Origin of the sequence: Leeuwenhoekiella sp. MAR_2009_132, assembly GCF_000687915.1 — a bacterium.
GTDB lineage: Bacteria > Bacteroidota > Bacteroidia > Flavobacteriales > Flavobacteriaceae > Leeuwenhoekiella.
This window is the reverse complement of record NZ_JHZY01000002.1, coordinates 1,362,535-1,386,783: the sequence shown is the minus strand read 5'-3', so window position 1 is coordinate 1,386,783 and position 24,249 is coordinate 1,362,535. Positions and strand designations below refer to the sequence as shown.

Below are 24,249 nucleotides of genomic sequence, written 5' to 3'. Positions count from 1 at the left end.
TAATTGATTATAATTCACTTTGGCTTAATTAAGAAAAATAAGCTGACTTCAGTTGTATTATTTTAAATAATATTAAAATAGTGTATTTATACAATAGAGTGCTGTATAACAAAATACCAGGTGTGCACCTAAAAGATTTAAATAGTACCAACTTAATTTAAGTTCTTTCGGCTTAAAACATATTTTAAATAAAATATGCCACATCAAAATACCTAGAAAGCCTTCTAAGACACCTATTATAAAACCATTAATGAGGAAACCTTCTGAGAGTAATTTTAAAATAAATAGTTGGAGGTACAAGAAGCCTATACCGGTGAAGTAGTGTAATACCCATCCTAATGGTCTAAATGCCATTTTAGATTTAAATAAAACAACATTCAGCCAATAGGGTTCAATAAGATTTTTTTTGACCAATAGCGTTACCAAATAACTAAATGCGGTCATCGTGATTGTACTGATTAAGGCAATTTTCAAAACACTAATTATATGCATAATGATTGGTTTTAATAAATCAACTTTAATGTTAAAAGTTATACGGCAGGCACTAATGTACTAGTGTTTATTCTTCTTTAAAATCATCAACCGTAAAATGCTCCTTATTTTCAGAAATAGATAGGTTTTTTGCCCGTTCAAAGAGATGCGCTTCTGTTTCAAAAAAGTGCATCATATATCCCGCAGTATTTACAAATGTTATGGTGTCACCTATCTCTGGTAACTGTGGTAATTCTATTTTACGTTTTAAAAGAACATCACGCTCCAGACAATAAGCTCCTGTAAAATAAACAGCAACAGGCTTTGCATTAGAATCGGGGTTTTTAAAAGTAGCAAAAGGATCTAAAAGAAAATCTGCACTCGAACTTTTTAATTGAGACATATTCATCTCTAGACCTATCAAGTGATTTCCACGTGCGTCTATCTTACGATGCGCTACACGAGCCGAGGTTATACCTACCTGATTGAGTAAGCTTCTGCCAGGTTCTAAACGCAATTCTATGTCTAGTGTTTCCAGGCGTTGATAAACAGTTTTGTTCTCGGCATTTGCTACATCAAGAATTTCTTTTAAAAAGCTCGCTTTTGAGTTTTCATTATAATACGGATATGTTGCTAATTGTCCTTCTATAACTCCATTTCTATTTGTAAAACCAAGTCCGTCATTATTGTAGGTAATTGCATCCCTTTTTTCTAAAACAGCCTCCTTAAGTTCTTCTTTAAAGGCATTCCATTCATTTTGATGTTTTAGGTAATTCATTAAAATACCACCACCTATATCAATAAATGAAAGTGGAAAATGATTTTTTAATAATGCTACTAAATCGAGGGTCTGGTGCAATGCTTCTCCACGTTGTGCCGTGCTGTACCCATCTAAATGAAAGTGAAAACCGGCAATTTTAAAAAGGTGTTTATCATCTTCATTAAAATATGATACCATTAAATCGTTAACCTGATCTATGTCAAACCCAAACCTACTCATTAATTTCTTGCCTTCATATTCAAATCCCGAAATACGGATTCCTATTAGGGCCTGTATATTTAATTTTTCAGCAATTTGTGCGACTTGATCGAGCTCGTCTTTATTGTCAATAACTAAAAGAACCTGATTTTTAATAGCTACCTCTAAAAGTTTTGTATTTTTTATAGCCGCAGTTGAAATTAACTTGGTAGGATCTACATTAAGTTCTAAACACTGTTGCAATTCTTGCAAACTGGCAGTATCTATACCAATTCCGTTCTCGACAGCAGCTTGTATAAGATTCTGAAATTTATTTGCCTTACGCGCAAAAAAGATTCTGCTTTTAAATTTATAGGTGCTTAAAATATCCTGATACTCCTTAATATTAGCGCCAAAAGAAGGTAAATCGTGAATATTTATAGGCGAATTATACGTTTCAAATAACGATTCCTGAAGGTTAAAATCATTAATAATTTTAAACATCCATTCTGAAGTTACAGGCTCTAATTTTGGTAAGCTATTTTTCATTTTATAAAGTTATGCAGTTGTTTGATTTTGTAAGTTGTGCAACTGTATTTTTTGCCCATTGCGTGGCTGTATCATTATGTTTTCGTGAAAGTGTGTCGTTATCAAAAAGCGTTTCTTCTGTGGGCGTACCGTAAAGTACAATCGATTTTATTGCTGCTCCTGAAGAATCTATGGGATGCCCTTCCTGAGTGCATTTGAGTTCGTTATAAATCTCAGATTTTTTCTCAAAAGAGAATAAATTTGTAGAAGTGTTTGAATTAAATACTACTGAAGAATTACTGGAAAATCCTCGCGGAAGTCTGGCATCTACCAAATACTGAATATCTATTTTTTTATTTGGAATAGAGAGGGTTACATTTTTAGTTATTCGGTCAACAGATGGACTTTGCGAGAACGAAAAATCTAAAATACCAGCATCTGCGAGCGCAATCATTTTAGCAATATTTGTAACAGGTGGGCCGTAAGAAACCCGATTAAACAAGCCAAAATAGGTTTGCTGAAACGCAGTCTTAGAAGCTTTCGTAAGCCTGTTTCTAATGTATAAATAATTAAAATCTTCAGACAGAAAACGCCACGAAGCAGCTGCGGCAACAAACGGACTATTTTCTTTTTGGTTTTCGCGTATCCAAAATTCCCAATAATTTTTTGCCGCTAGATGTTGCCCTTTATTTGAATTTAATTGAGGATATAATAACGCTTCCGCAGTAAACTTGTCTAGTTCAGGATACAAATTGTGAAAATCTTCTATGATCTGTTCTAATTGAGCGTACTTTATAGCTGCATCAAACTTAAAATTATTTAATTCAAAAAAACTGTGGTAAAAAGCAGCTACAATATCCTGTTTTATTATTGGTAGAACTTCAGATTCAAAATCAAACTGGTGGTTATTTGATTTGCTCTTTTCAACAAATTCCTTTAGATAGAAACTGGTTTGTTTAAGCCTGGTTGTTTGTTCTCCACGCGGTATTATAGGTACGCCAGATCGAGAAAAAGGAAAAATAGTTTTGGGTTCAAGGCCGCTTTTAAAATAGGTTAGTTGGTTTGCGTTAGTTTGTTTAAAATACCCTGAACGTCCTTCGGTAAGACCTAAAATGGTATCAATCGCAGTAAGCCCTATCCCTTTTAAAGCCACAGTAGATTGCGACTGAATATGCTTTAATTTTTCGGCAAAAGGGTACACAAACGGTATTGTAAATTCATCTGCTTTTGCGCTTTGTAATTTACTCGAAATCGCAGGAGAATGCCCTGTCGTAATAAGGAGAGCGTCAAGTAGAATATTGTTTAAAGGAGTGCCATTTGTATGCAGCAAAAACCTAGAATCTTTTTCCTCAATATTCTCAACTTTCGTAATGTGCTTTTTTATGGTAATTCGAGAATCAGATAATCTACAAAGTTCATCAAAGAAATAGTTTAGATATAAACCCACTTCTTTTCGCGGTGCAATTTGTGTATTTTCAAACGCTTCAGAATTGCCAGTTTGTTTAGAGCGCCATTCGGTAAAAGTACAAATAGGTAAAATAGGAGCGGGGTTTGTAAAAGGTTTCAGTGAAATATATTGATTAGGATAATTCATCAATAAATAATCTGGTTGCTCTACATCATAAACCCAGCCCGTGGCAAATGCCTCAGATTCATTAAATAGATGAATGGTTATCTGAGGAATTTCGGGCTGTTCGTGTAAAGTCGCGATAAGCCGCTCAAACCCGTAAAAACCTTTTGGACCAAAACCTACAATACCTATATTAAAATTAGAGTGAGCCATTAGCCGAGTTTTTTAGCAACCCACTCTTCATTATAAATTGTATCTACATAGCGTTCCCCACGATCACATAATATCAATACGCATTTGCTGTTTTTTGGAAGGCTAGGCACTAATTTTAAAAATGCAGATGTTACTGCTCCAGAAGAACCGCCTGCCATAATACTTTCGGTTTCCAATAATTTTTTACAACCTGTTACGCATTCCATATCTGAAATGTGAAACACATCATCAACAAGATTTTTATCTAAAAATTGAGAGGGTAGTCCTGCTCCGTGCCCTGGTATATAACGCTCTTTTGGCTTAGTACCAAAAATCACGCTGCCCTGAGCATCAACCGCGATGAGTTTTGTTGGAAGGTTTTTCTCTTTAATATAAGCAGCACAACCCATTAAGGTACCGCAGGTGCTTGTTGCAGAAAACACATAATCTGCATCAGGTAAAGTATGTGCAATCTCAGACATTGTCTGAAAGTGAGCCTTTGGGTTTGCTTTATTTCCGTATTGATTTGTCCATACAGAATCTTTAATTTCTATTAAAAGCTCTTGTACGCGATTTAAACGAGCTCCTAAATATCCACCATCGGCAGAGGGTTTTTCAACAATATCAACTTTTACACCATAGGCTTTTAATATTTTTAGGGTGTGTCCGTTTGCTTTAGGATCTACCACAATAACCAGCGGAATATTGTAATAACCACAAACCTGAGCCAGCCCTATGGCCATATTACCGCTGCTACTTTCAATAAGCGTCGTGCTAGGGGTTATATCACCTTTTTTAATCCCTTCTTCTATAATACTTAAAGAAGTACGATCTTTTATACTACCGCCGGGATTTGCCATTTCTAACTTTCCGTAAACATCAACTCCTGTGAGAGTAGATAGTTGTTTTAAATGAACTAAAGGCGTATTACCTACAGTTTCTAATATAGAATCAAATTGATGACTTATAGGTTTAGGAGAAGTGATCGTCGCATTCATAATGGTTGAGAATAGTGGTTTATAAATACTAATTGATTAAGTTTTAAATCAAATCTATATGATTATCAATTTTGGTTTATTTACTATAACAATATTTAACAGCCACTAGTTAAATATTTTAAAAATTTGTGGAGAAATACGCCTTACTCATTTTCATTATTTTAATTTGACAAAAAACTAACCAATAAAAAAACATTCAACCTATGGAAACCTGGACATTTGCTTCAGCATCAATACTTATTAAAGTCATTATCTCACTGCTGGTAATTTTTTCAATCATAATTTTAATAACAAGAATTAGTGGACTTAGAACCTTTGCCAAAATGTCTAGCTTTGATTTTGCGTCAACTATCGCAATAGGTTCTATTCTGGCAACTGTGGTTATGAATACGAACCAGTCACTCTTAAAAGGTGCAATTGCCTTAGGTGGAATAATTCTCTTTCAAACCTTTTTCTCTTTTGTAATTCGAAAGTCAAAAGTGATGAATAAGCTATTGACTAATGCCCCTATGATGCTTATGTATGAAGGGAAAATACTGTATGAGAATTTAAATAAAACCAATGTAGGAGAAGATGATCTTATTGCAAAATTACGCGAATCAAATGCCTTACAGTTGTCTGAAGTGCGTGCCGTAATTTTAGAATCTACCGGCGATATGTCTGTATTGCACAGCTCAGAGAAGTCGACATTAGATAAGAAGATTTTGCAGGGAGTCGTAGGTATTCCCGAATACGCCAAAATCTAATCATTTTTGAAAGTACTTTTCAAAAAAAAACCTGACTCGTTTGAGTCAGGTTTTTTTTTATTTTTTAGCTGCAAGTTCGGCGATTTTAATAATCACCTCGGTAGCTTTAATCATACTCTCTACCGGTACATACTCAAACCTGCCATGGAAGTTATGTCCCCCGGCAAATATGTTAGGACAGGGAAGCCCCATAAATGAAAGTTGAGAACCATCTGTACCACCACGTATTGGCTTAATAATAGGTTTTACATTTACAGCACGCATTGCTTTTTCTGCAAGTTCTACAATGTGCATTACCGGTTCAATCTTTTCACGCATATTAAAGTATTGGTCTTTAATTTCTAATGTGATCAATTCAAGTTCATATTGACTATTAATCTCATTAGCTAGATTACTTAGTACTTCTTTACGGGCTTCAAAATGGCCACGATCATGATCTCTAATAATATATTCAAGAACGGTTTGCTCAACATCCCCTTTGATTCCGTTTAGATGAAAAAATCCTTCACGGTCTGAAGTATGTTCTGGTGTTTCTAATCTGGGAAGCGAATTGATAAAATCCTGAGCAATATAAATGCTGTTTATCATTTTACCTTTTGCATAGCCGGGATGTACACTTTTTCCGTTTATAAAAACTTTTACACCTGCTGCGTTAAAATTTTCAAACTCCAATTCACCTATCTGGCTACCATCCATCGTATAGGCCCAGTCAGCACCAAATTTTGCAACGTCAAACTTATGCGCACCGCGACCTATCTCTTCATCTGGCGTAAAACCTACACGTATTGTTCCGTGTTCAATTTCAGGATGATTTTTAAGGTATTGCACAGCCTCCATTATTTCAGTAATACCCGCTTTATCATCTGCACCAAGCAGGGTAGTACCGTCTGTTGTAATCAATGTTTGACCTTCATATTGTAAAAGGTCATCAAAATCATCTGGAGACAAAATAATGTCTAATTCTGCATTGAGTACAATATCTTTCCCGTCATATTTTTCAATAATTTGTGGCTTAACATTTGTACCCGAGAAGTCTGGAGTGGTATCATAATGTGAAATAAAACCTATGGTAGGATCTTCTGCGGTGGTTGTTGCAGGTAACGTAGCCATAATATAACCATAGTCATCTATAGATACGTCAGTAAGGCCCATCTCTAAAAGTTCCTGGTGCAGTTTGTTTGCCAGGTCCCATTGTTTTGAAGTACTTGGTGTGGTTATACTGTTTTCATCGCTTTGTGTGTCTATAGTGACGTAGCTCGTAAAACGTTTAATAAGGTTGTCTTTGTGTAACATTTTTTGACAATAATTTTAAAATTGAATTGGTTGAAGGCTCTATTTTTATTAATTATAAATAGTAATGTTATAAATAATACGCCTATTTATTTAGGGTCCTACTAAACTCTTTGTAAAATTAGCACTATACTTAAACAATACACCGTCACTTATATATTTTGTTTAGGAAGTTAGCTAACAAAATAGAGTTTAAACATACACAAGACTTAATGCATTTAAGACTTCTAATTTTAGAAGAAACCTCTTGAGAGAGGTTTTTTATGTTCAGTTTTCTTTTTGATTTCCCATTAGCGAGTGTATTTTTGGGCGCACTTACTATCACGCTATGTACAAATCTTTTATACGACCGTTACTTTTTAAATTTGATCCTGAAGCGGTACACCATTTCAGTTTTAAAAGTATTCGATTATTGAGTAGGTTAGGAATAACAAAACTGCTGAGACCCATTTTTAATATCGAAGATAAGCGGTTAGAGCGTGAAGTTTTTGGTCTTAAATTTAAAAATCCGGTAGGACTTGCCGCGGGTTTTGATAAAGATGCGAAGTTGTATAAAGAGCTGTCAGATTTTGGTTTTGGTTTTATTGAAATAGGTACACTAACTCCAAAACCCCAACCCGGAAATCCAAAAAAGCGCTTATTCCGTCTAAAAGAAGATGAGGCGATTATTAACCGAATGGGGTTTAATAATGGCGGTGTTGAAGATGCTGTCAAAAGATTGAAGAAAAATAAAAGTGTTTTAATAGGAGGGAATATTGGTAAAAATAAAGTTACTCCTAATGAAGATGCCTATAGTGATTATCAGATTTGTTTTGAAGCTCTTTTTGACTACGTAGATTATTTTGTGGTAAATGTAAGTTCGCCAAATACGCCTAATTTAAGAGCACTGCAGGATAAAGAACCTCTTACTCAATTACTTTCTGGCCTGCAAGATTTGAATTCTAAGAAAAATAAACCTAAACCTATATTACTTAAATTAGCTCCAGATCTTACTAATGATCAATTACTAGATATAATTGATATCGTAAATATTACGCATATAGCGGGTGTAATCGCAACAAATACAACTATTAGCAGAGCAGGTTTAACTTCAGCAAATAAAGCAGAACAAGGCGGTCTTAGCGGTAAACCTTTGCGTGATCGTTCTACTGAAGTTATTCGGTTTTTAGCTCAGGAAAGTAAAAATGCTTTTCCAATAATAGGAGTTGGAGGTATTCACAGTGCAGCAGATGCCATTGAAAAATTAGAAGCAGGCGCGTCTTTAATTCAGCTTTATACCGGTTTTATATATGAAGGACCGCAGGTCATAAAAAGCATAAATAAAGAAATTTTAAGAAGAGGATTGTAGTTTGATTAAAAAAACTACTTAAATTACATTAGATTACCTCAAATCTAATTTTTTACAATGTCAAACGTAAGCTACTTTACAATAAAGATGCAGTACATTTCTGTGCTATGTAGTTGTATTTCGTTTTTTGCGGTATCTCAGGCTTTTGCTCAAAGTAAAAAAATAGACTCCCTTTCTCAACTTTTAAAAGAAGCAAAGTCAGATACCGTTCGCAGTGATATAAATGAGCAAATAGCCTATCAATATTTATATTACAAGCCAGATTCTACCCTGATTTATGTGAATAAGGCTCTTCAACTTGCAGAAAAAAACAAGTGGTTATCAGGAATTGCAAAAGCACATAACAGAAGAGGTACATATTATGTTGTTACTTCACAATATACAGAGGCCATATTAGAATTTCAGAAAGCACTGCAGTTTTATCAAAAAACCGGTGATATCTCTGGTTTAAGTTTAACATATGGAAACCTTGCATCTCTAGATTTTTACTTAAAAGATTTTGATGCAGCACTTGAAAATTTTCATTTGTCTATAAAACTTTTAGACACCGTAAATCAATTTGATCAGTACACTAAAGAGACACTTAATTTAAGTGCTGCACACAGAGAAAAAAAGAATCTGGATAGCGCAGTGTACTATGCCAGGCGAGGTATTCAATTTTCAAAAAAACTTTCTGACAAGCGTTTTCTATCGGTAGCTCATTTTAATATGGGAACTGCTCAATATCTTATTAATAATCCTGAAGAGGCTCTTATAAATTTAAATGCTTCACTAAATCAAGAAAACATTCCGCTGCAATTTAAACTATTGGCAAAATGTTACAGGGCTAAAGTATATTTAGATTTAAATCAACCTGCAAGATCTGAAAATGAAATAGCCGGTCTTGAAGAACAAATTATATCACTTAATGATCACTATTTAACGCTAATTTATTTTGAAACGAAACAGGCTATCTACGAGATTTTGAATCAAGATGGTAACGCTTTAGAGTATTCAAAAAAATATATAGAACTTAATAAAGAGGTACACAATAGAGAACAGTCTAATATTTTTCAGAATATAAAAGCAAAATATGCACAGGAAGAACGTGTGTTTGAAAATGAATTGTTGCGTAATGAATCTGAGATTCAGGCATTGCAGATAGAACGACAAAAGTATACCATCTATGCAGTAATTATAATAGCTGGTCTTTTATTAATACTCATATTTATATTATACCGCCTTTATAAATTTAAGTCTGAAAACAATCAGATTCTCAAGGAAAAACAAGAAGTGTTGAATGCGAGTAATCAAGATCTTGAAGCTATAAACCGTCAAAAAGACAATCTTTTTTCTATTGTAGCACACGATGTAAAAAGTCCGGTGGCAGCGATACTTAACAGCATAACTCTGCTAAATGAAGATCATAATAATTTTTCTGAACCTGAGATTCAACAACTTTATAAAGAACTAAAAAAGCAAACATCAGACTTATACTATTTGATTGAAAATGTTTTAGTCTGGGCCAAGTCCCAAATGAATGGATTTAGATTCAATTTTAAAGAATTAGTTATTAATGAATTTATTGAAGAAACTCTTGAAATTGAATCGATTTTTATCGCGAGAAAGAAAATAACGGTAGTTAATCATATTTCTAAAGATGCAGTTATATATACAGATCCTCAGGTTTTGAGAGTGTTGTTGCGTAATCTAATTAATAACGCAGTTAAGTTTACACCTGTTGCTGGGCAGATAAGATTCAGTAATTCATTTACAGAAGGTTTTTGTAATATTCACATTACCGATACCGGGCAGGGAATGACTGTAGAAATGATTAAAAAAGTGCTAATTGACCAAGAGCGACACACCTTAAAAGGAACGGCAAATGAGCCTGGTAATGGTATAGGCTTAATTTTATGTCAGGAAATTGCAGGAAAAATAGGGGGGCGTATAGAGGCTCAAAGTGTTCTGGGTGAGGGTTCCACATTTACTTTGGTTATTCCTTCAGACATTACAACTAGATAGATGGTTATACACGATTTGTATATATCGTATATTTATCCTGTTATTTAAAAAATCTCAATGAGCCGAGCGCTTAAAATAATAGAATGTCCCAGAGATGCGATGCAGGGTATAAAAGATTTTATACCTACCGCCTCTAAAGTGCAGTATTTGCAATCTTTACTACGATGTGGGTTTGATACACTAGATTTTGGGAGTTTTGTATCTCCTAAAGCAATACCGCAAATGGTAGATACAGCAGAAGTTCTAAGTAAATTAGATTTGAGCAGAACTTCTACAAAATTACTTGCAATTGTTGCTAATCTTCGTGGTGCAGAAAGCGCCGTTCAACATAGCGAAATAGATTATCTGGGTTACCCATTCAGTATTTCTGAAAACTTTCAAATGCGTAATACGCATAAGACTATAGCAGAATCTGTTAATCTGTTACAAGAAATTTTAAACCTCGCAGATACACATAATAAAAAAGTGGTAACTTATATTTCTATGGGTTTCGGAAATCCGTATGGAGACCCCTGGAATGTAGATATAGTAGGAGAGTGGACGGAAAAACTCTCTAATATGGGTGTTTCTATTTTGTCGCTATCTGATACTGTAGGGACTTCTGATGCCGAAACGATAGATTATTTATTTAGTAATCTTATACCTAAATATCCTGAGATTGAGTTTGGGGCTCATTTACATACCACGCCTACAAAATGGTTTGAAAAGGTAGATGCTGCTTATAAAGCCGGCTGTCGCAGGTTTGATGGGGCAATACAGGGTTTTGGCGGGTGCCCTATGGCTAAAGATGACTTAACGGGCAATATGCCTACAGAAAAAATGCTCTCTTATTTTACCAGTGTAAAAGAAGATTCTGGGGTGCGCCCTATGAGTTTTGAATCTGCCTATAATGAAGCTTCTAAAATATTTCTCAAATATCATTAAACGAAAAATGGCATTGTAACCAATGCCATTTTCGCTATAAAATAAATGCTTTTAAAACTTATAAGCTATTCCGGTATTTATACTAAAAGGCATTCCCGGTCTCAATCCTGATGGAACTCTTGATACAGCATACGTAGTGTCAAACAAATTATTAATGTTTCCGGAGAGAGTAACATTTTTGCTAACATAATAACGTGTAGCAAAATCAACTATAAAATTACTGGGCACTTTAAATTGTTCTGGAATTGAACCACTACCGGCTTGTGTTCTAAATGCGTCTGTATATCTTCCGCTTAAACTTATATTGAAACTTTTATGATCTAGAGACGCAGTGATATTAAATTGATTTCTTGCAATATATGGTATTTCGTCTCCGTCAGTAACATCACCATAAATAGCATCACTACTTTCAAAACTGGAGTTAAATTCACTATTCGTTAACGTGTAGGCAAAAGTTATAGGTAGTTGTAGTGAACTACCTGTATTTTGTAAAATATTATAATTCAATAAGAGTTCTAAACCATTAACGGTAACGGCTCCTGCATTAAATTGATCTAAAGTTCCGGTACCACCAGATGCTGCAAGATCGCTACCTAATAAATTACTATAGTCATTGTAGAAACCTACTATTTCACCATTAAAGCCGCCCAGAAAAAAGCGAGAACCTAACTCAAAATTTATACTCTCTTCAGGTTTCTGTCCTTCTGAACTGCCGGGAGGTGCAAAACCTTTGTGAACCCCTCCAAAGAAACTAAGGTTTTGAGCTAGTTTATAGTTTGCACCAATTCCTGGTATCCAAACATCAACTTTATTCTCACGCGTAGAAAGATCTATTCCTGTTCTAGCGGTATCATTTGTACCGTAATCTTTTCGCTTTAAGGTTATATTTTCATAGCGCAATCCCGGGGTAAGCGTTAAATCACCTAAGGTTATTTTATATAATACATGCGCGGCAAGTGCATCTGCACTTGCAATACGATTAGCATCTGTTCCTTTTTCTGCAACAGTGGTACGTATCATTTCACCATTTTGAATTGCATACCGGTCTTCCCATTGAAAACGATCTTCTTCATCCTGATGAAAACGCAACCCAAGTTCTAAGGTTTGCAAATTTTTACTTCCCCATAAAAAAGTACCTATGGTTTGAATACCCTGTGCATAATATTTACGATTATTAGCCTTAACTCCAAAAGCATCATTAGGCGTATCTGTAGTTCCTAAAAGCGAGCGATATTCAGCTTCATAAGTTAAGGGATCTGCAAGTACATTGCTTATAGAAACAGTATTTTCCAGCTGTACATTATCTAATTTATACCAGTTTCTTTTAAAATTATTGCGGTAAATAGTGGTATTTAATTTAAAACCAGATTGTAGTTTTAAAAGATGATTCAATTGAAACTGGCTGTGGTCTGCATTCATTTGATCTTCTTGAGAAGCAGCATAGCGACGAAATGGATCAATATCAAAATCGGTATCTGTTAGACCTAAATAAGTCTCATTAGAAGTCTCTTCAGAATATTGAATTTTTGCTGTAATAGCTTGAAATGTTTTATTTTCAGCAGACGTGTTCCATCTAAATTTACCTACATAATCACTTTTGTCAAATCCTGTATTTCCACCACCGTCTAGTGATTTAAATCCGTCAGAATTGTAATTATAGTATTCGGTGTTCCAACCAAAGTTTTCATAGCTGTCACCCACATTTGCCTCAACTGTTCTCGTATTGTAGTTGCCAATTGTAAAACGAGCATTACCAGAAAAAGAATTTGGAATCTCTTTAGAAATCATATTAATAGCACCACCGGTCGTATAAGGCCCATATTGAATTTGACTGCTTCCTTTTAAAACTTCTACAGCCTGCATTCTACCTATTGTAGGAAAATAGTATGCAGATGAGGCACTATATGGTGCAGGAGCAATTAATACGCCGTCTTCCATTAATGTAATACGCGCACTTCGCTCTGGTGAAGTACCTCTAAGACTTATGTTTGGTCTTAGACCAAAACCGTCTTCTTCGTATATTGAAATTCCTGGTACAGCACGTAAAACTTTGTTTACATCTGTATATTCAAATTGTTCAAGATCTTGAGGAGATATATAATAAGCAGAACCGGTTCTATTTTTAACTTCAAATTTGCTACCTAGAATATTATTAGACAGTAAAATTTCTTTTAACTCCTGGCGTGTGAGGGTGTCACTTTTTTGCTCTTGTTGTGCATAAATGCCTACTGAAACAAGCATTAGTAGTAAATAGGGTAATGTTTTTTTCATAACAATTCTATTATTTCTTTTTTTTGCGCAAAAATATAAGAGACATTTATAAATAGCAAGCTTATTTAGACTTATTTAAAATTATAATATCAAAATAGGTTCAATTCTAATACTAAGAAGACTTTATATCCTGTAATTAAGATTTAAACAGTAACTTTGCACGCAATTAAATCTTAATTGCAATGACGGCACACGAAACTAAAATAGTAGGAGAAGGTCTAACTTATGATGACGTACTCTTAGTTCCCGCATATTCTGAAGTACTTCCTCGAGAAGTAAATATTCAATCTAAATTTTCTAGAAATATCACGCTCAATGTACCTATCGTTTCTGCAGCGATGGATACGGTTACCGAATCGCGTATGGCTATTGCTATTGCACGTGAAGGCGGTATTGGCGTTTTGCATAAGAATATGAGTATTGAAGAACAAGCGGTAAAAGTGCGTCGTGTAAAACGTGCTGAAAGTGGAATGATTATCGATCCCGTAACTTTAGGTCTTGATGCTAAAGTTAAGGATGCAAAGCGTTTAATGGCAGAACATAGTATAGGGGGTATACCTATAACTGATGATGCCGGCCATTTAAAGGGAATTGTTACCAACAGAGATTTACGGTTTGAAAAAAATAATGACCGCGCGATTATTGAGGTAATGACAAGCGAAAATCTTATAACAACAGCCGAAGGTACTTCTTTAGGAGAGGCAGAAGTTATTCTTCAGGAAAAGAAGATCGAAAAGCTTCCTGTAGTAACAGATGACAATAAACTTATAGGGCTAATTACCTTTAGAGATATTACAAAACTTACTCAAAAGCCTATTGCTAATAAAGATACCTTCGGAAGACTTCGCGTTGCCGCCGCTGTAGGTGTAACAGGTGATGCTGTAGATCGTGTTGAAGCGTTAGTAAATGCGGGTGTCGATGCAATTGTTATTGATACAGCGCACGGTCATACACAAGGAGTTGTGCGTGTTCTTCAGCTTGTAAAAGCTAAATATCCCAATCTAGATGTTGTTGTAGGTAATATTGCAACCGCAGATGCAGCGCGTTACCTTGTCGAAGCAGGAGCAGACGCGGTTAAGGTAGGTATAGGACCGGGGTCTATTTGTACAACCCGTATTGTTGCTGGTGTAGGTTTCCCTCAGTTTAGTGCTGTTTTAGAAGTGGGAGCTGCTTTAAAAGGAACGGGTGTTCCTGTTATTGCAGATGGGGGAATACGCTATACAGGTGATATACCTAAAGCAATCGCAGCAGGTGCAGACTGTGTTATGTTAGGCTCTTTACTTGCAGGAACAAAAGAATCTCCGGGAGAAACCATAATTTACGAAGGGCGTAAGTTTAAAACATATCGCGGTATGGGTTCTGTTGAAGCAATGAAAACAGGTTCTAAAGACCGTTATTTTCAGGATGTAGAAGATGATATTAAAAAATTAGTGCCAGAGGGTATTGTAGGTCGCGTACCCTATAAAGGTGAACTTTACGAGAGTGTTCACCAGTTTATAGGTGGCTTAAGAGCCGGTATGGGATACTGTGGAGCAAAAGATATTGCAACACTTAAAGAAAATGGTCGTTTTGTTAAGATTACCGCAAGCGGAATTAATGAAAGTCATCCCCACGATGTTACGATAACTAAAGAATCTCCTAACTACAGTAGATAATTAAGTTTTGTACGCTATCAAGCATAAAAAAAAGGGAGCAATTTGCTCCCTTTTTTATACTTCTATTTTAGAGATAATTACTCTGTTTTTAAAGTAACACCTAATTTTTTTGCAACAGCCTCTGTAAGATCTAATGCCGGGTCAAAGTAAGCAACTCCTGCATTTAGCGTTAATACCTGCGAGTATTGCTGTTCTTTAGCAACAGCATCTAAAGCCTGTCCTACTTTCTGATACAAAGGTTGCATTAACTCGTTTTGTTTTATTTGTATAAGACCTTGAGAGTTTTGACGGAAACGTTGAATATCTTGCTCCATACTTACAATCTCTTCTTGCTTGGTTTTTTTATCTTCTTCAGTAGCGGTAGCTTCAGCATTCTGATATGCAGTAACTGATGTTTGATATTTAGACACCAGGTCTTTAAACTGTTTGTCAAGATCTGCACCGTAAGTTTCTAAATCTTTCTGAACCTGTGTGATTTCATTTAAACTTGCGATTACAAGGTCGCTATCTATAGTACCTACTTTTGATTGAGCAAAAGCACTTACACTAATAAGAAACGCTGCTAAGGGGATAAATATTTTTTTCATTCTTTTAATTTTGAGCCTCTTATGAGGAAATAGTTATATTAATAATTGATTTTTTTAAAAATTTTACGGACAAAGATAAAAAAGCGGGTGAGCTAAAAAAGTTTTTTATTAGTTAATCAACAAATTCACCGCGGTGTGGTTTTAAAGAATCTCTTACAGGTAACATTTCAGACTTATATACGATTATATATGCTATACTGTACGATTTGCTTAATACTTCAACACCTGTGGTGTGTTCCTTTAAATTACTTGAAGCACTATAATCATTAAGATGTATTACGTGATGTTCTGCAATTTTTTGAGAGTCTGGTCCTCTAAAATCCCAAATTAGTTTAATTTTTCTATCCATTTAATTTGATATTTCAATTCTCGTGCCAAAATAGTTGTCTACACATTTTTAGATTCGGCAAACTTTTTAAAGTCACGCATATATTTTAGCGATTGTTTTTTGAATGTTCCCGGTACTAGTAGTCCTAACATTTTCATACCAAAGCCTTCAAATCTAAACTCGCTATCAGATTTCCAGATAGTTTTACCATCTTCAGTAGAAGTAAATGTGTTATTCTGAATATTTAAAACACCTTTTGTTTTATATTCTGCAACTAGGCTATGCGGCATATTGGTTTCAAGAATAGTCTCAGTTAGGGTCATTTTTCTATTTCCGAAGTCATATTTCAATTCAGTTTGAGTTCCTTTTTCACCAAATTTTCCTGATGTAACTCGCGCCTCGGTTAAACCCTTCTGCCATTTCTTCAAATTATCAAGACTGTCCATTTTCTTGATTGTTTCATCAAGCGGTAAATCAATGATGATTTTATGAGAATACTTCATTTTCTTTCTTTTGTTGCAAATTTAAAGTTTGAAAAGTAATGATTCTTTATTTGAGTTACTATTTGATTAAATAGAGTTCTCTACCATCTAATATTTAATGTTTAATTTTGCAGGATTTTAAAGGAGTTAACATTGAATTTAAAAGGTTTATTTTTAGTTACTGCATTTATAAATCTAAATCTTTATTTTTTTGATTAAAATTATGTCACACTTAATAAAAAGGGTCGTCTTTGTTATCGCCTGTACATTTGTACTTGTTGCTTGTGATTTATTAGAATCTAAAGCACCCGCAGGAATTCCTGTAGCACGTGTAGGAGATAGTTATTTGTATACTGAAGATATTGCAAATTTAGTCACAGCAGAGATGACACAAGAAGATAGTGCTCTGGTCGTATCAAGTTTTATCACCCGCTGGGCAACTCAAAAATTATTAATGAACGGTGCTCAACGTAATATTTTAGCTGAAGAGCAGGAGCGTTTAAATAATTTAGTAAATCAGTACCGGTCTGAGTTGTATGCACAGGCTTATAAAGATGCACTGGTAGAACGTAATTTAGATAGTACAATTACAGACGCCGAAGCAAAAAGTTTTTATAAGGAGAACAAATCTAACTTTAAGCTGAATGAAGAGCTGTTGAAGCTGCGTTATATTAAAATGGCAGATACAGACTATAATATTGAGGAAATTAAAAAGAGATTTACTCGATTTAATAAGGAGGATAAAAAATATTTAGACTCGATCTCTGTACAATTTAAGGCACAATACTTAAACGATTCTACGTGGATTAGAAGAGATAAAGTTATCGCTATTATTCCTCCGGTTTCGGTTGAAAATAGTGACCGCCTACTAAATAAAACTGAATTTTTACAGCTGCGTGATTCATTAGGATTATATTTGATCGCTGTAAAAGACAAGCTTAATCGCAATGCAGATGCGCCTTTAGAATATGTTCTGCCTACGGTTAAACAAATACTTCTAAATAGAAGGAAATTAGAATTTATTAAACAATTAGAAAAAGATATTACTAAAGATGCAATTAAAAATAAAGAATTTGAACTCTACAATTAGCCTTTATATACTGCTTCTTATTTGCACACTTTCTGGTAGTGCGTTAAGTGCACAGGAAATTATTGAAGAATTAGAAAATGCTGATACCGCTCAGGTAGAAACTAAATCTTTAACTACCGGTACTACCTTTAAAGTAGATGGGGTAGCTGCAGTGGTAGGGGAGTTTGTAATTTTAGACAGTGACATCAAGCAGGCAATAGAATCTTTAAAACAACAAAAAGTCGAGGCAGAAGGTCTTTCAGACTGTAAAGTGCTAGACAAGCTGATGGAAGATAAGTTATATGCGCATCACGCGGTTGTAGATAGCGTTTCTATTTCTGAAGATCAGGTAAGATCATTTACTCAGCAACAGATAGATTATTTCTTAAATCAATTTGGAGGTTCAGAAGAACGCCTTTTAAAGTTCTACCGAAAAGATAAAATGAGTGATCTTCAAAAAGAACTTTTTGACTTAAATAAGAATCAGGAATTGGCTAAAGCTATGCAGCAAAAAATTGTTGAAGATGTAGAAGTTACTCCAGAAGAAATACGTGATTATTATAAAGGTCTTGAGCGTGATGGTTTACCGCAGTTTGGTATTGAGTTAGAGGTTTCAAAAATTATGATTGAGCCTGAAGTACCGCAAGAAGAGAAGCAAAAAGTAATTGATGAGCTCAATGGCTACCGCAAAGATATTCTTGAAAACGGAAGTAGTTTTGCAACCAAGGCTGTTTTATGGTCTGAAGATGAGTCGAGCCGTGGTGATGGTGGTTTAATCAAAGATGTTGACCGTAAGTCGCAGTTTGTTAAAGAATTTAGAGATGTTGCTTTTAGCCTAGAAGAAGGTGAAGTGAGTAAACCTTTTGAAACTGAATTTGGTTATCATATTATAAAAGTTGAAAAAATACGAGGTCAGAAAATTGACTTAAGACATATTCTGCGTATTCCTAAAGTTACTTCAGCTTCAGAAGCTGCTGCAAAAGATAAAATTGAAAAGATTAAAAAACGTATTGAAGCAGGTGAATTAACCTTTGCTGAAGCTGCAAAAGAATTTTCTAACGAAAAAGAAACAGCAAGTGACGGAGGTATAATGATTAATCCGGTTACTCAGGATCGTATGTTTGAATTAAAAAACCTGCCACCAGATTTATATCCTAAAGTTCAGAATTTAAAAGAAGGTGAGATTTCGATAGCCTTTAACAATCCTACACGTACCGGGAAAACTCGTTATGAGATCTATACAGTTTCAGACCGCGTAGAAGAACACAAGGCAGATTTTGCATTGGATTATGTGAAAATTAAAGATTTCGCTTTACAGGCAAAACGGATAAAAGCTATTGAAAAATGGCAAAATGAGAAGATTGCAGAGACTTATATTAAACTAAACGGAGACTACAGAAACTGCGATTATAGCAGCAACTGGTTAAAAAAATAGATTTATGTCTGATGTAAAGGCGATAGATACGCTTGTTGTTCGTTTTAAAGATTTAAAAAAGGAAATAAGTAGAGTTATTATAGGTCAGGATGAAGTTGTAGAGCAAATTATAATTTCTATTTTTTCCGGAGGCCACGCATTGTTAATTGGTGTTCCGGGACTGGCAAAGACCTTAATGGTAAATACGGTCGCCCAGGCACTAGGATTAGATTTTAAACGTATTCAGTTTACTCCAGATTTAATGCCTAGTGATATTGTAGGTTCTGAAATACTTGATGAAAACCGAACTTTTAAGTTTTTAAAAGGTCCTGTTTTCTCAAATATTATTCTGGCAGATGAGATTAACAGAACACCACCTAAAACACAGGCGGCGTTACTTGAGGCCATGCAAGAAAAAGCGGTGACCGTTGCAGGTAAGCAATACGCTCTGGATGCTCCTTACTTTGTATTGGCAACTCAAAACCCGATAGAGCAAGAGGGTACATACCCCTTACCCGAAGCGCAATTAGACCGTTTTATGTTTGCAATAAATTTAGCGTATCCTACTTATGAAGAAGAAGTCGCTATCGTAAAAGCGACTACAGCAGATCATAAAGTCTCTATAAATGCGCTTTTTACTGCAGAGGATATTGTGGGTTATCAGCATTTATTACGCCGTATTCCTGTTGCAGACAATGTTATTGAATACGCTGTAAAACTGGTAGCTAAAACAAGACCTGATTCTAATGCAGCCCCACAAATTGTAAAAGATTATATAGATTGGGGAGCCGGACCTCGTGCTTCTCAAAATTTAATCCTGGCTGCAAAAACCCACGCTGCAATGCAAGGAAAGTATTCACCAGATATCGAAAATGTACAGGCTGTGGCACAGGGCATTTTAGGACACAGACTTATTAAAAATTATAAGGCCGAAGCAGAAGGGGTTACCTTAAATGCAATCATTAATTCGCTGTTGTAATATAATATAGATTCACTCTAAATAGACGAAATCAGGTAGGTATTGAAGACTTCATCCGTGTAACTACCTAATTCTTAAAATCAATCAACGATATCGTTATATATTTATCAAAATTGAAATATTTCTGATATTTATTCAATGCGGCTTAATCTGTTGAAATGCTTCTTATTTTGCTGGCTTTTTCGTATTTTTCCTTCCGCTTTCAAGCGTAATTTTTATACATATTCATTTAACTAAAATTTAGATATGGCATTTGATATTGATATGATCAAATCGGTTTACAGTAATGTAAAGGAGCGCGTAGATGCAGCTCGTGAACTTACCGGTAAGCCTTTAACATTGGCAGAAAAAATATTATACTCTCACCTTTGGGACGGTAAAACTGAGAAGGCATTTGTGCGTGGTAAAGATTACGTAGATTTTGCTCCAGATCGTATCGCTTGCCAGGATGCTACTGCTCAAATGGCATTATTGCAATTTATGCAAGCCGGAAAGAAAAATGTAGCAGTTCCTACAACAGTACATTGTGATCACCTTATACAGGCTAAACAAGGTGCAAAAAAAGATTTAAAACGTGCTAACGAAACAAGTAATGAAGTTTTTGACTTCTTAGAATCTGTTTCAAATAAATATGGTATAGGTTTCTGGAAACCAGGTGCAGGTATTATTCACCAGGTAGTTCTAGAAAATTATGCATTCCCCGGAGGTATGATGATCGGTACAGATAGTCACACGGTAAATGCCGGTGGTCTGGGTATGGTTGCTATAGGTGTAGGTGGTGCAGATGCTGTTGATGTAATGGCTGGAATGGCCTGGGAGCTTAAATTCCCAAAACTTATCGGGGTTAAATTAACCGGTGAGTTAAACGGATGGACAGCCTCTAAAGATGTTATACTTAAAGTAGCAGGTATCCTTACTGTTAAAGGTGGTACTGGTGCTATTGTAGAATATTTTGGCCCAGGTGCTAAAAACCTTTCTGCAACAGGTAAAGGTACAATTTGTAACATGGGTGCAGAGATAGGTGCTACTACTTCAACATTTGGCTATGATGATTCTATGGAGCGTTTTTTACGTGCTACAGATCGTGCTGATGTTGCTGATGCAGCTAATGAAATAAGAGAATACTTAACAGGGGATGATGAAGTTTATGCAAATCCTGAACAATATTTTGATGAAGTAATTGAAATTAATCTTTCAGAATTAAGACCACACCTTAATGGTCCTTTTACTCCAGATTTAGCTACTCCGGTAGGTGAGTTAGGAGAAAAAGCAAAGAAAAATGACTGGCCTCTTAAAGTAGATTGGGGACTTATAGGTTCTTGTACAAACTCTTCTTACGAAGATTTATCAAGAGCGGCTTCAATTGCACAACAGGCGATAGATAAAAAACTGAAACCAAAGAGTGATTTTGGTATAAACCCAGGTTCTGAGCAAATTCGTTTTACTGCAGAACGCGATGGTTTACTTCAGGTTTTTGAAAATTTAGGAGCAACAATATTTACAAATGCTTGTGGTCCTTGTATTGGTCAATGGGATCGTAGTGATCGTAAAGGCGAAGAAAAAAATACCATTGTACATTCATTTAACCGTAACTTCTCAAAACGTGCTGACGGAAATCCTAATACCCACGCATTTGTAGGTTCGCCAGAGATGGTTGCAGCTATTGCAATTTCAGGGAGATTAGATTTTGATCCTATGAATGATACGCTATTAAATGAAGATGGCGAACAGGTGAAATTAGATATTCCAGTAGGTTTAGAGCTTCCTCCAAAAGGATTTGCTGTAGATGAAAATGGATATCTTGCGCCTACTGAAGATGGCAGCTCTGTAAGTGTGAAAGTTGCAGAAGATAGCGAGCGTTTACAATTATTAGAACCTTTTACACCTATTCAGGATTCTGAATTAAAAGAGGTTAAATTACTTATCAAAGCATTTGGTAAATGTACTACAGACCACATTTCTATGGCGGGCCCTTGGTTACGCTACAGAGGTCATTTAGATAACATTTCTAATAACTGTTTAATAGGAGCAGTTAATGCGTATAATAAGAAAACAAACTTTGTGAAAAACCAACTTACTAACGAGTATGGTGGAGTACCTGATACACAAAGAGAATATAAGGCAAAAGGGATTAAAACTATTGTTGTGGGTGATCACAACTACGGTGAAGGCTCTTCTCGTGAGCACGCAGCTATGGAGCCCCGCTTCTTAGGTGTTGCAGCTGTATTAGTTAAATCTTTTGCTCGTATTCACGAGACAAACCTTAAGAAACAAGGTATGTTAGGTTTAACATTTGCTAATGAAAGTGATTATGATTTAATACAGGAAGATGATACATTTAGCTTTGTTGATATCGAGTCATTTGCACCAGACAAGCCTTTAACTATTGAAGTTACTCACGCAGATGGAAGCAAAGATACAATTATTGCAAACCACACGTACAATGATGCTCAAATAGCCTGGTATCGTGAGGGTTCTGCACTTAATCTTATTAAAAAGCAAAACGCTTAATCATTTTATTAAATATTTATTAAAACCAAACCGCTTTATGGCGGTTTGGTTTTTTTATTGAAATTTTTGTACGCTATTTGCGTTACCATAAAAACAACTTAAAACATAAACATAGATATGAAAAAAATTAAATTTCTAGGACTATTAACCGCAGCAGCATTATTAGCTTCATGTTCAGGTGATGATGATTCAGTACAACGATCAGACATCACTATAACATCGCTTACAGGCCTTGAAAGATTAGGAACAAACGCAGAATATCAGGCTTGGATTACAGTAGATGGTCAGGATATTTCTTTAGGAAGATTCACAGATGTTAATGTGCCTAAAAGTTTTTCTGCTCCCACATCTCAAATAACTTCTGCCACAAAATTTAAAATTAGTGTAGAAAAAAGTACTGGAGATAGTCCTGAAATAAGTAATTCGATTATTCTGAGCGGAACCTTTGGAGGTAATTCTGCTTCTTTAAATTCTAAAGAAGGAATAGGTGATTTCGTAGGTTCTTCAGGTGTATTTACGTTACAAACCCCAACAGATAGCAATGCAAATAATGAGCAGAGTGGAGTTTACTTTTTTAATGCGACTAATGGGACTGCAGGTTTAAATCTACCTACTTTACCAGCGGGCTGGAAATATGAAGGTTGGGTTACTGTGCCTAATGCTTCTGGAGAAATGAAAAATTTATCTACCGGTAAATTTACAAGAACTAATACTACTGATGAAACTTCACGTTTTGGAGGACCATTGGCAGATCCTAATTTTCCCGGAGAAGATTTTCTAGATACGGGTCTTTTAGCATTAGCTTATAATATTAATGTTGAACCAAACTTAATATCTAAAAGAGTTTTTATATCAATTGAACCAGCTGATGATAATGATTTAAATACTCCATTTTTCTTACAACCTTTAAGTGGTACGGCAAATAATGGGGTTAGACCAAATATTAATACAATGGGATTAAATACAGGATCTTTGCCCGAGGGTAGAGTTGTATATTAATCTATAAATGCATTTTAATAGAATAAAAAAACCGGTCATAGACCGGTTTTTTTATTTGAAATAACTCGTATAAATATAATTATACGATTTTACTTATTTTCTCTATAAGCTTACTCATATCACTCTGTAGTTTATCTACCTGGCTTTCTAAATGTTGTACACGTTTGTTAGCGTCCATATCAATTACATTTAGTGAGCTTGTTATTTTACCACGCACAACCAGTATTTCAAGAATATTGCTTAGCTCGTAGCTTATACTTTCATACTTACTATTATCACTTATTAAAATTACAGCGTCGTTAGCTAGATCTTTTTTAATACGTTTGGTAAGTACAGATTTTGCCGTTACAATAACTGCAACAGAGCCATCAAGAATTTCAGTTAAATCATCTGCATGCTGTGTGATTAGAATGTCACCGTGCATTAAGGTAGGCATCATACTGTCGCCTTCAACTTCAAAGAGCTTTTGTCCTTCAGCAGGTTCATAACCTGGTAGCTTAAACATGTCTAGCGTAGACATCCATTGCTCATTATCTCTATTTTCAATAAAACCAGCGCGAGCTTCTACGTTAATGAGTGGAACAAAACCGTTAGAAGAACTCATCATAATAGAATTATGAGATCCTTTTAATATACGATCTGTAGGGACACTGTAAAGTTTACTAAGAGTTAGAAGATGTTCTGTAGTTATTGAGTTTTGCCCGTTTTCAATTAAAGAATAGGCTCCTTGCGTAATACCAAGCTCAGTAGCTACTTTTTTTTGTGATAAAGCAGAACGTTCTCTTAGTAGTTTTAGTTGTTTAGATATAGACATTTTATTAAGGTTTAGGGAACTTAAATTAAATAGATACTGTAAAGATATGATTTATATCCTTTGTATTGTTTTTAGTTATATTTTTAGTGATATATTGATTTTTAACGTCTA

General features: G+C 35.0%; 20 protein-coding genes. 10 read left to right on the top strand and 10 right to left on the bottom strand.

What is annotated here, in order from left to right:
• Positions 1-72 precede the first annotated feature (72 nt).
• The 4 genes from P164_RS06035 to sbnA all read right to left on the bottom strand — a co-directional run bounded on the left by P164_RS06035 (position 73) and on the right by sbnA (position 4,717).
• Positions 73-492 (bottom strand): hypothetical protein, encoded by a 420-nt coding sequence (locus P164_RS06035; RefSeq protein WP_028375549.1) that lies wholly within the window; start codon positions 490-492, stop codon positions 73-75.
• A 67-nt stretch (positions 493-559) separates the two neighbouring features.
• Positions 560-1,978 (bottom strand): Y4yA family PLP-dependent enzyme, encoded by a 1,419-nt coding sequence (locus tag P164_RS06030; protein ID WP_028375548.1) that lies wholly within the window; start codon positions 1,976-1,978, stop codon positions 560-562.
• A 1-nt stretch (position 1,979) separates the two neighbouring features.
• Entirely contained in the window at positions 1,980-3,740 is a 1,761-nt protein-coding gene (locus P164_RS06025) for an FAD/NAD(P)-binding protein (RefSeq protein WP_028375547.1), read from the bottom strand.
• Positions 3,740-4,717, bottom strand: a complete 978-nt coding sequence (sbnA, locus tag P164_RS06020; RefSeq protein WP_035899369.1) for a 2,3-diaminopropionate biosynthesis protein SbnA — start codon at positions 4,715-4,717, stop codon at positions 3,740-3,742. Before sbnA ends, P164_RS06025 begins: the two co-directional genes overlap by 1 nt.
• Positions 4,718-4,920: 203 nt before the next feature.
• On the opposite strand from sbnA, the gene P164_RS06015 reads away from it, so the two are divergent.
• Positions 4,921-5,463, top strand: coding sequence for a DUF421 domain-containing protein (locus P164_RS06015; protein ID WP_028375545.1), 543 nt, complete (start codon positions 4,921-4,923; stop codon positions 5,461-5,463).
• A 57-nt stretch (positions 5,464-5,520) separates the two neighbouring features.
• On the opposite strand, the gene pepT is transcribed toward P164_RS06015, so the two are convergent.
• On the bottom strand, positions 5,521-6,756 hold the full coding sequence (pepT, locus tag P164_RS06010) for a peptidase T (RefSeq protein ID WP_028375544.1): 1,236 nt from the start codon (positions 6,754-6,756) through the stop codon (positions 5,521-5,523).
• 325 nt (positions 6,757-7,081) lie between these two features.
• Here pepT and P164_RS06005 point away from each other — a divergent pair, with 325 nt between their 5' ends.
• Genes P164_RS06005 through P164_RS05995 form a run of 3 tightly spaced genes read left to right on the top strand, consistent with a single transcriptional unit; the run spans position 7,082 to position 11,029 of the window.
• The gene (locus P164_RS06005) at positions 7,082-8,101 is read left to right on the top strand and encodes a quinone-dependent dihydroorotate dehydrogenase (protein ID WP_028375543.1); all 1,020 of its coding nucleotides are present in this window, start codon (positions 7,082-7,084) and stop codon (positions 8,099-8,101) included.
• Positions 8,102-8,158: 57 nt separating this feature from the next.
• A complete protein-coding gene (locus tag P164_RS06000; protein ID WP_028375542.1) occupies positions 8,159-10,105 on the top strand; it encodes an ATP-binding protein in 1,947 nt (648 codons plus the stop codon).
• 57 nt (positions 10,106-10,162) lie between these two features.
• A complete protein-coding gene (locus tag P164_RS05995; RefSeq protein WP_028375541.1) occupies positions 10,163-11,029 on the top strand; it encodes a hydroxymethylglutaryl-CoA lyase in 867 nt (288 codons plus the stop codon).
• Between the two features lie 51 nt (positions 11,030-11,080).
• Here the strand turns inward: P164_RS05995 and P164_RS05990 are convergent, their stop codons facing one another.
• Positions 11,081-13,300 carry a TonB-dependent receptor family protein gene (locus P164_RS05990; RefSeq protein WP_028375540.1) on the bottom strand — a complete coding sequence of 740 codons (2,220 nt, stop codon included), beginning with the start codon at positions 13,298-13,300 and terminating at the stop codon, positions 11,081-11,083.
• Positions 13,301-13,482: 182 nt separating this feature from the next.
• Here P164_RS05990 and guaB point away from each other — a divergent pair, with 182 nt between their 5' ends.
• Complete coding sequence (guaB, locus tag P164_RS05985) at positions 13,483-14,955, top strand: IMP dehydrogenase (protein WP_028375539.1); 1,473 nt, start codon at positions 13,483-13,485, stop codon at positions 14,953-14,955.
• 77 nt (positions 14,956-15,032) lie between these two features.
• On the opposite strand, the gene P164_RS05980 is transcribed toward guaB, so the two are convergent.
• The 3 genes from P164_RS05980 to P164_RS05970 all read right to left on the bottom strand — a co-directional run bounded on the left by P164_RS05980 (position 15,033) and on the right by P164_RS05970 (position 16,373).
• Positions 15,033-15,542 (bottom strand): OmpH family outer membrane protein, encoded by a 510-nt coding sequence (locus P164_RS05980; RefSeq protein WP_028375538.1) that lies wholly within the window; start codon positions 15,540-15,542, stop codon positions 15,033-15,035.
• 112 nt (positions 15,543-15,654) lie between these two features.
• Entirely contained in the window at positions 15,655-15,891 is a 237-nt protein-coding gene (locus P164_RS05975) for a hypothetical protein (RefSeq protein WP_028375537.1), read from the bottom strand.
• A gap of 38 nt (positions 15,892-15,929) precedes the next feature.
• Positions 15,930-16,373, bottom strand: coding sequence for an SRPBCC family protein (locus tag P164_RS05970; protein WP_028375536.1), 444 nt, complete (start codon positions 16,371-16,373; stop codon positions 15,930-15,932).
• A gap of 202 nt (positions 16,374-16,575) precedes the next feature.
• Here P164_RS05970 and P164_RS05965 point away from each other — a divergent pair, with 202 nt between their 5' ends.
• The 5 genes from P164_RS05965 (at position 16,576) to P164_RS05945 (ending at position 23,324) form a co-directional block, all read left to right on the top strand.
• On the top strand, positions 16,576-17,442 hold the full coding sequence (locus P164_RS05965; RefSeq protein WP_028375535.1) for a hypothetical protein: 867 nt from the start codon (positions 16,576-16,578) through the stop codon (positions 17,440-17,442).
• A complete protein-coding gene (locus P164_RS05960; protein WP_316930186.1) occupies positions 17,426-18,856 on the top strand; it encodes a peptidylprolyl isomerase in 1,431 nt (476 codons plus the stop codon). Before P164_RS05965 ends, P164_RS05960 begins: the two co-directional genes overlap by 17 nt.
• Positions 18,857-18,860: 4 nt before the next feature.
• Positions 18,861-19,814: an AAA family ATPase gene (locus tag P164_RS05955; protein ID WP_028375533.1), complete on the top strand. Its 954-nt coding sequence runs from the start codon at positions 18,861-18,863 to the stop codon at positions 19,812-19,814.
• A 246-nt stretch (positions 19,815-20,060) separates the two neighbouring features.
• Positions 20,061-22,325, top strand: coding sequence for an aconitate hydratase (locus P164_RS05950; RefSeq protein WP_028375532.1), 2,265 nt, complete (start codon positions 20,061-20,063; stop codon positions 22,323-22,325).
• 117 nt (positions 22,326-22,442) lie between these two features.
• Positions 22,443-23,324 carry an anti-sigma factor gene (locus P164_RS05945; RefSeq protein WP_028375531.1) on the top strand — a complete coding sequence of 294 codons (882 nt, stop codon included), beginning with the start codon at positions 22,443-22,445 and terminating at the stop codon, positions 23,322-23,324.
• Between the two features lie 79 nt (positions 23,325-23,403).
• Here P164_RS05945 and P164_RS05940 read toward each other — a convergent pair whose 3' ends face one another.
• A complete protein-coding gene (locus P164_RS05940) occupies positions 23,404-24,138 on the bottom strand; it encodes an XRE family transcriptional regulator (RefSeq protein ID WP_028375530.1) in 735 nt (244 codons plus the stop codon).
• Between the last annotated feature and the right edge of the window lie 111 nt (positions 24,139-24,249).

Excerpts from the sequence above, each read along its gene's own strand:
- P164_RS06035 (WP_028375549.1), bottom strand. The coding sequence starts at position 492 with ATGCATATAATTAGTGTTTTGAAAATTGCCTTAATCAGTACAATCACG.
- P164_RS06030 (WP_028375548.1), bottom strand. The coding sequence starts at position 1,978 with ATGAAAAATAGCTTACCAAAATTAGAGCCTGTAACTTCAGAATGGATG.
- P164_RS06025 (WP_028375547.1), bottom strand. The coding sequence starts at position 3,740 with ATGGCTCACTCTAATTTTAATATAGGTATTGTAGGTTTTGGTCCAAAA.
- sbnA (WP_035899369.1), bottom strand. The coding sequence starts at position 4,717 with ATGAATGCGACGATCACTTCTCCTAAACCTATAAGTCATCAATTTGAT.
- P164_RS06015 (WP_028375545.1), top strand. The coding sequence starts at position 4,921 with ATGGAAACCTGGACATTTGCTTCAGCATCAATACTTATTAAAGTCATT.
- pepT (WP_028375544.1), bottom strand. The coding sequence starts at position 6,756 with ATGTTACACAAAGACAACCTTATTAAACGTTTTACGAGCTACGTCACT.
- P164_RS06005 (WP_028375543.1), top strand. The coding sequence starts at position 7,082 with ATGTACAAATCTTTTATACGACCGTTACTTTTTAAATTTGATCCTGAA.
- P164_RS06000 (WP_028375542.1), top strand. The coding sequence starts at position 8,159 with ATGTCAAACGTAAGCTACTTTACAATAAAGATGCAGTACATTTCTGTG.
- P164_RS05995 (WP_028375541.1), top strand. The coding sequence starts at position 10,163 with ATGAGCCGAGCGCTTAAAATAATAGAATGTCCCAGAGATGCGATGCAG.
- P164_RS05990 (WP_028375540.1), bottom strand. The coding sequence starts at position 13,300 with ATGAAAAAAACATTACCCTATTTACTACTAATGCTTGTTTCAGTAGGC.
- guaB (WP_028375539.1), top strand. The coding sequence starts at position 13,483 with ATGACGGCACACGAAACTAAAATAGTAGGAGAAGGTCTAACTTATGAT.
- P164_RS05980 (WP_028375538.1), bottom strand. The coding sequence starts at position 15,542 with ATGAAAAAAATATTTATCCCCTTAGCAGCGTTTCTTATTAGTGTAAGT.
- P164_RS05975 (WP_028375537.1), bottom strand. The coding sequence starts at position 15,891 with ATGGATAGAAAAATTAAACTAATTTGGGATTTTAGAGGACCAGACTCT.
- P164_RS05970 (WP_028375536.1), bottom strand. The coding sequence starts at position 16,373 with ATGAAGTATTCTCATAAAATCATCATTGATTTACCGCTTGATGAAACA.
- P164_RS05965 (WP_028375535.1), top strand. The coding sequence starts at position 16,576 with ATGTCACACTTAATAAAAAGGGTCGTCTTTGTTATCGCCTGTACATTT.
- P164_RS05955 (WP_028375533.1), top strand. The coding sequence starts at position 18,861 with ATGTCTGATGTAAAGGCGATAGATACGCTTGTTGTTCGTTTTAAAGAT.
- P164_RS05950 (WP_028375532.1), top strand. The coding sequence starts at position 20,061 with ATGGCATTTGATATTGATATGATCAAATCGGTTTACAGTAATGTAAAG.
- P164_RS05945 (WP_028375531.1), top strand. The coding sequence starts at position 22,443 with ATGAAAAAAATTAAATTTCTAGGACTATTAACCGCAGCAGCATTATTA.
- P164_RS05940 (WP_028375530.1), bottom strand. The coding sequence starts at position 24,138 with ATGTCTATATCTAAACAACTAAAACTACTAAGAGAACGTTCTGCTTTA.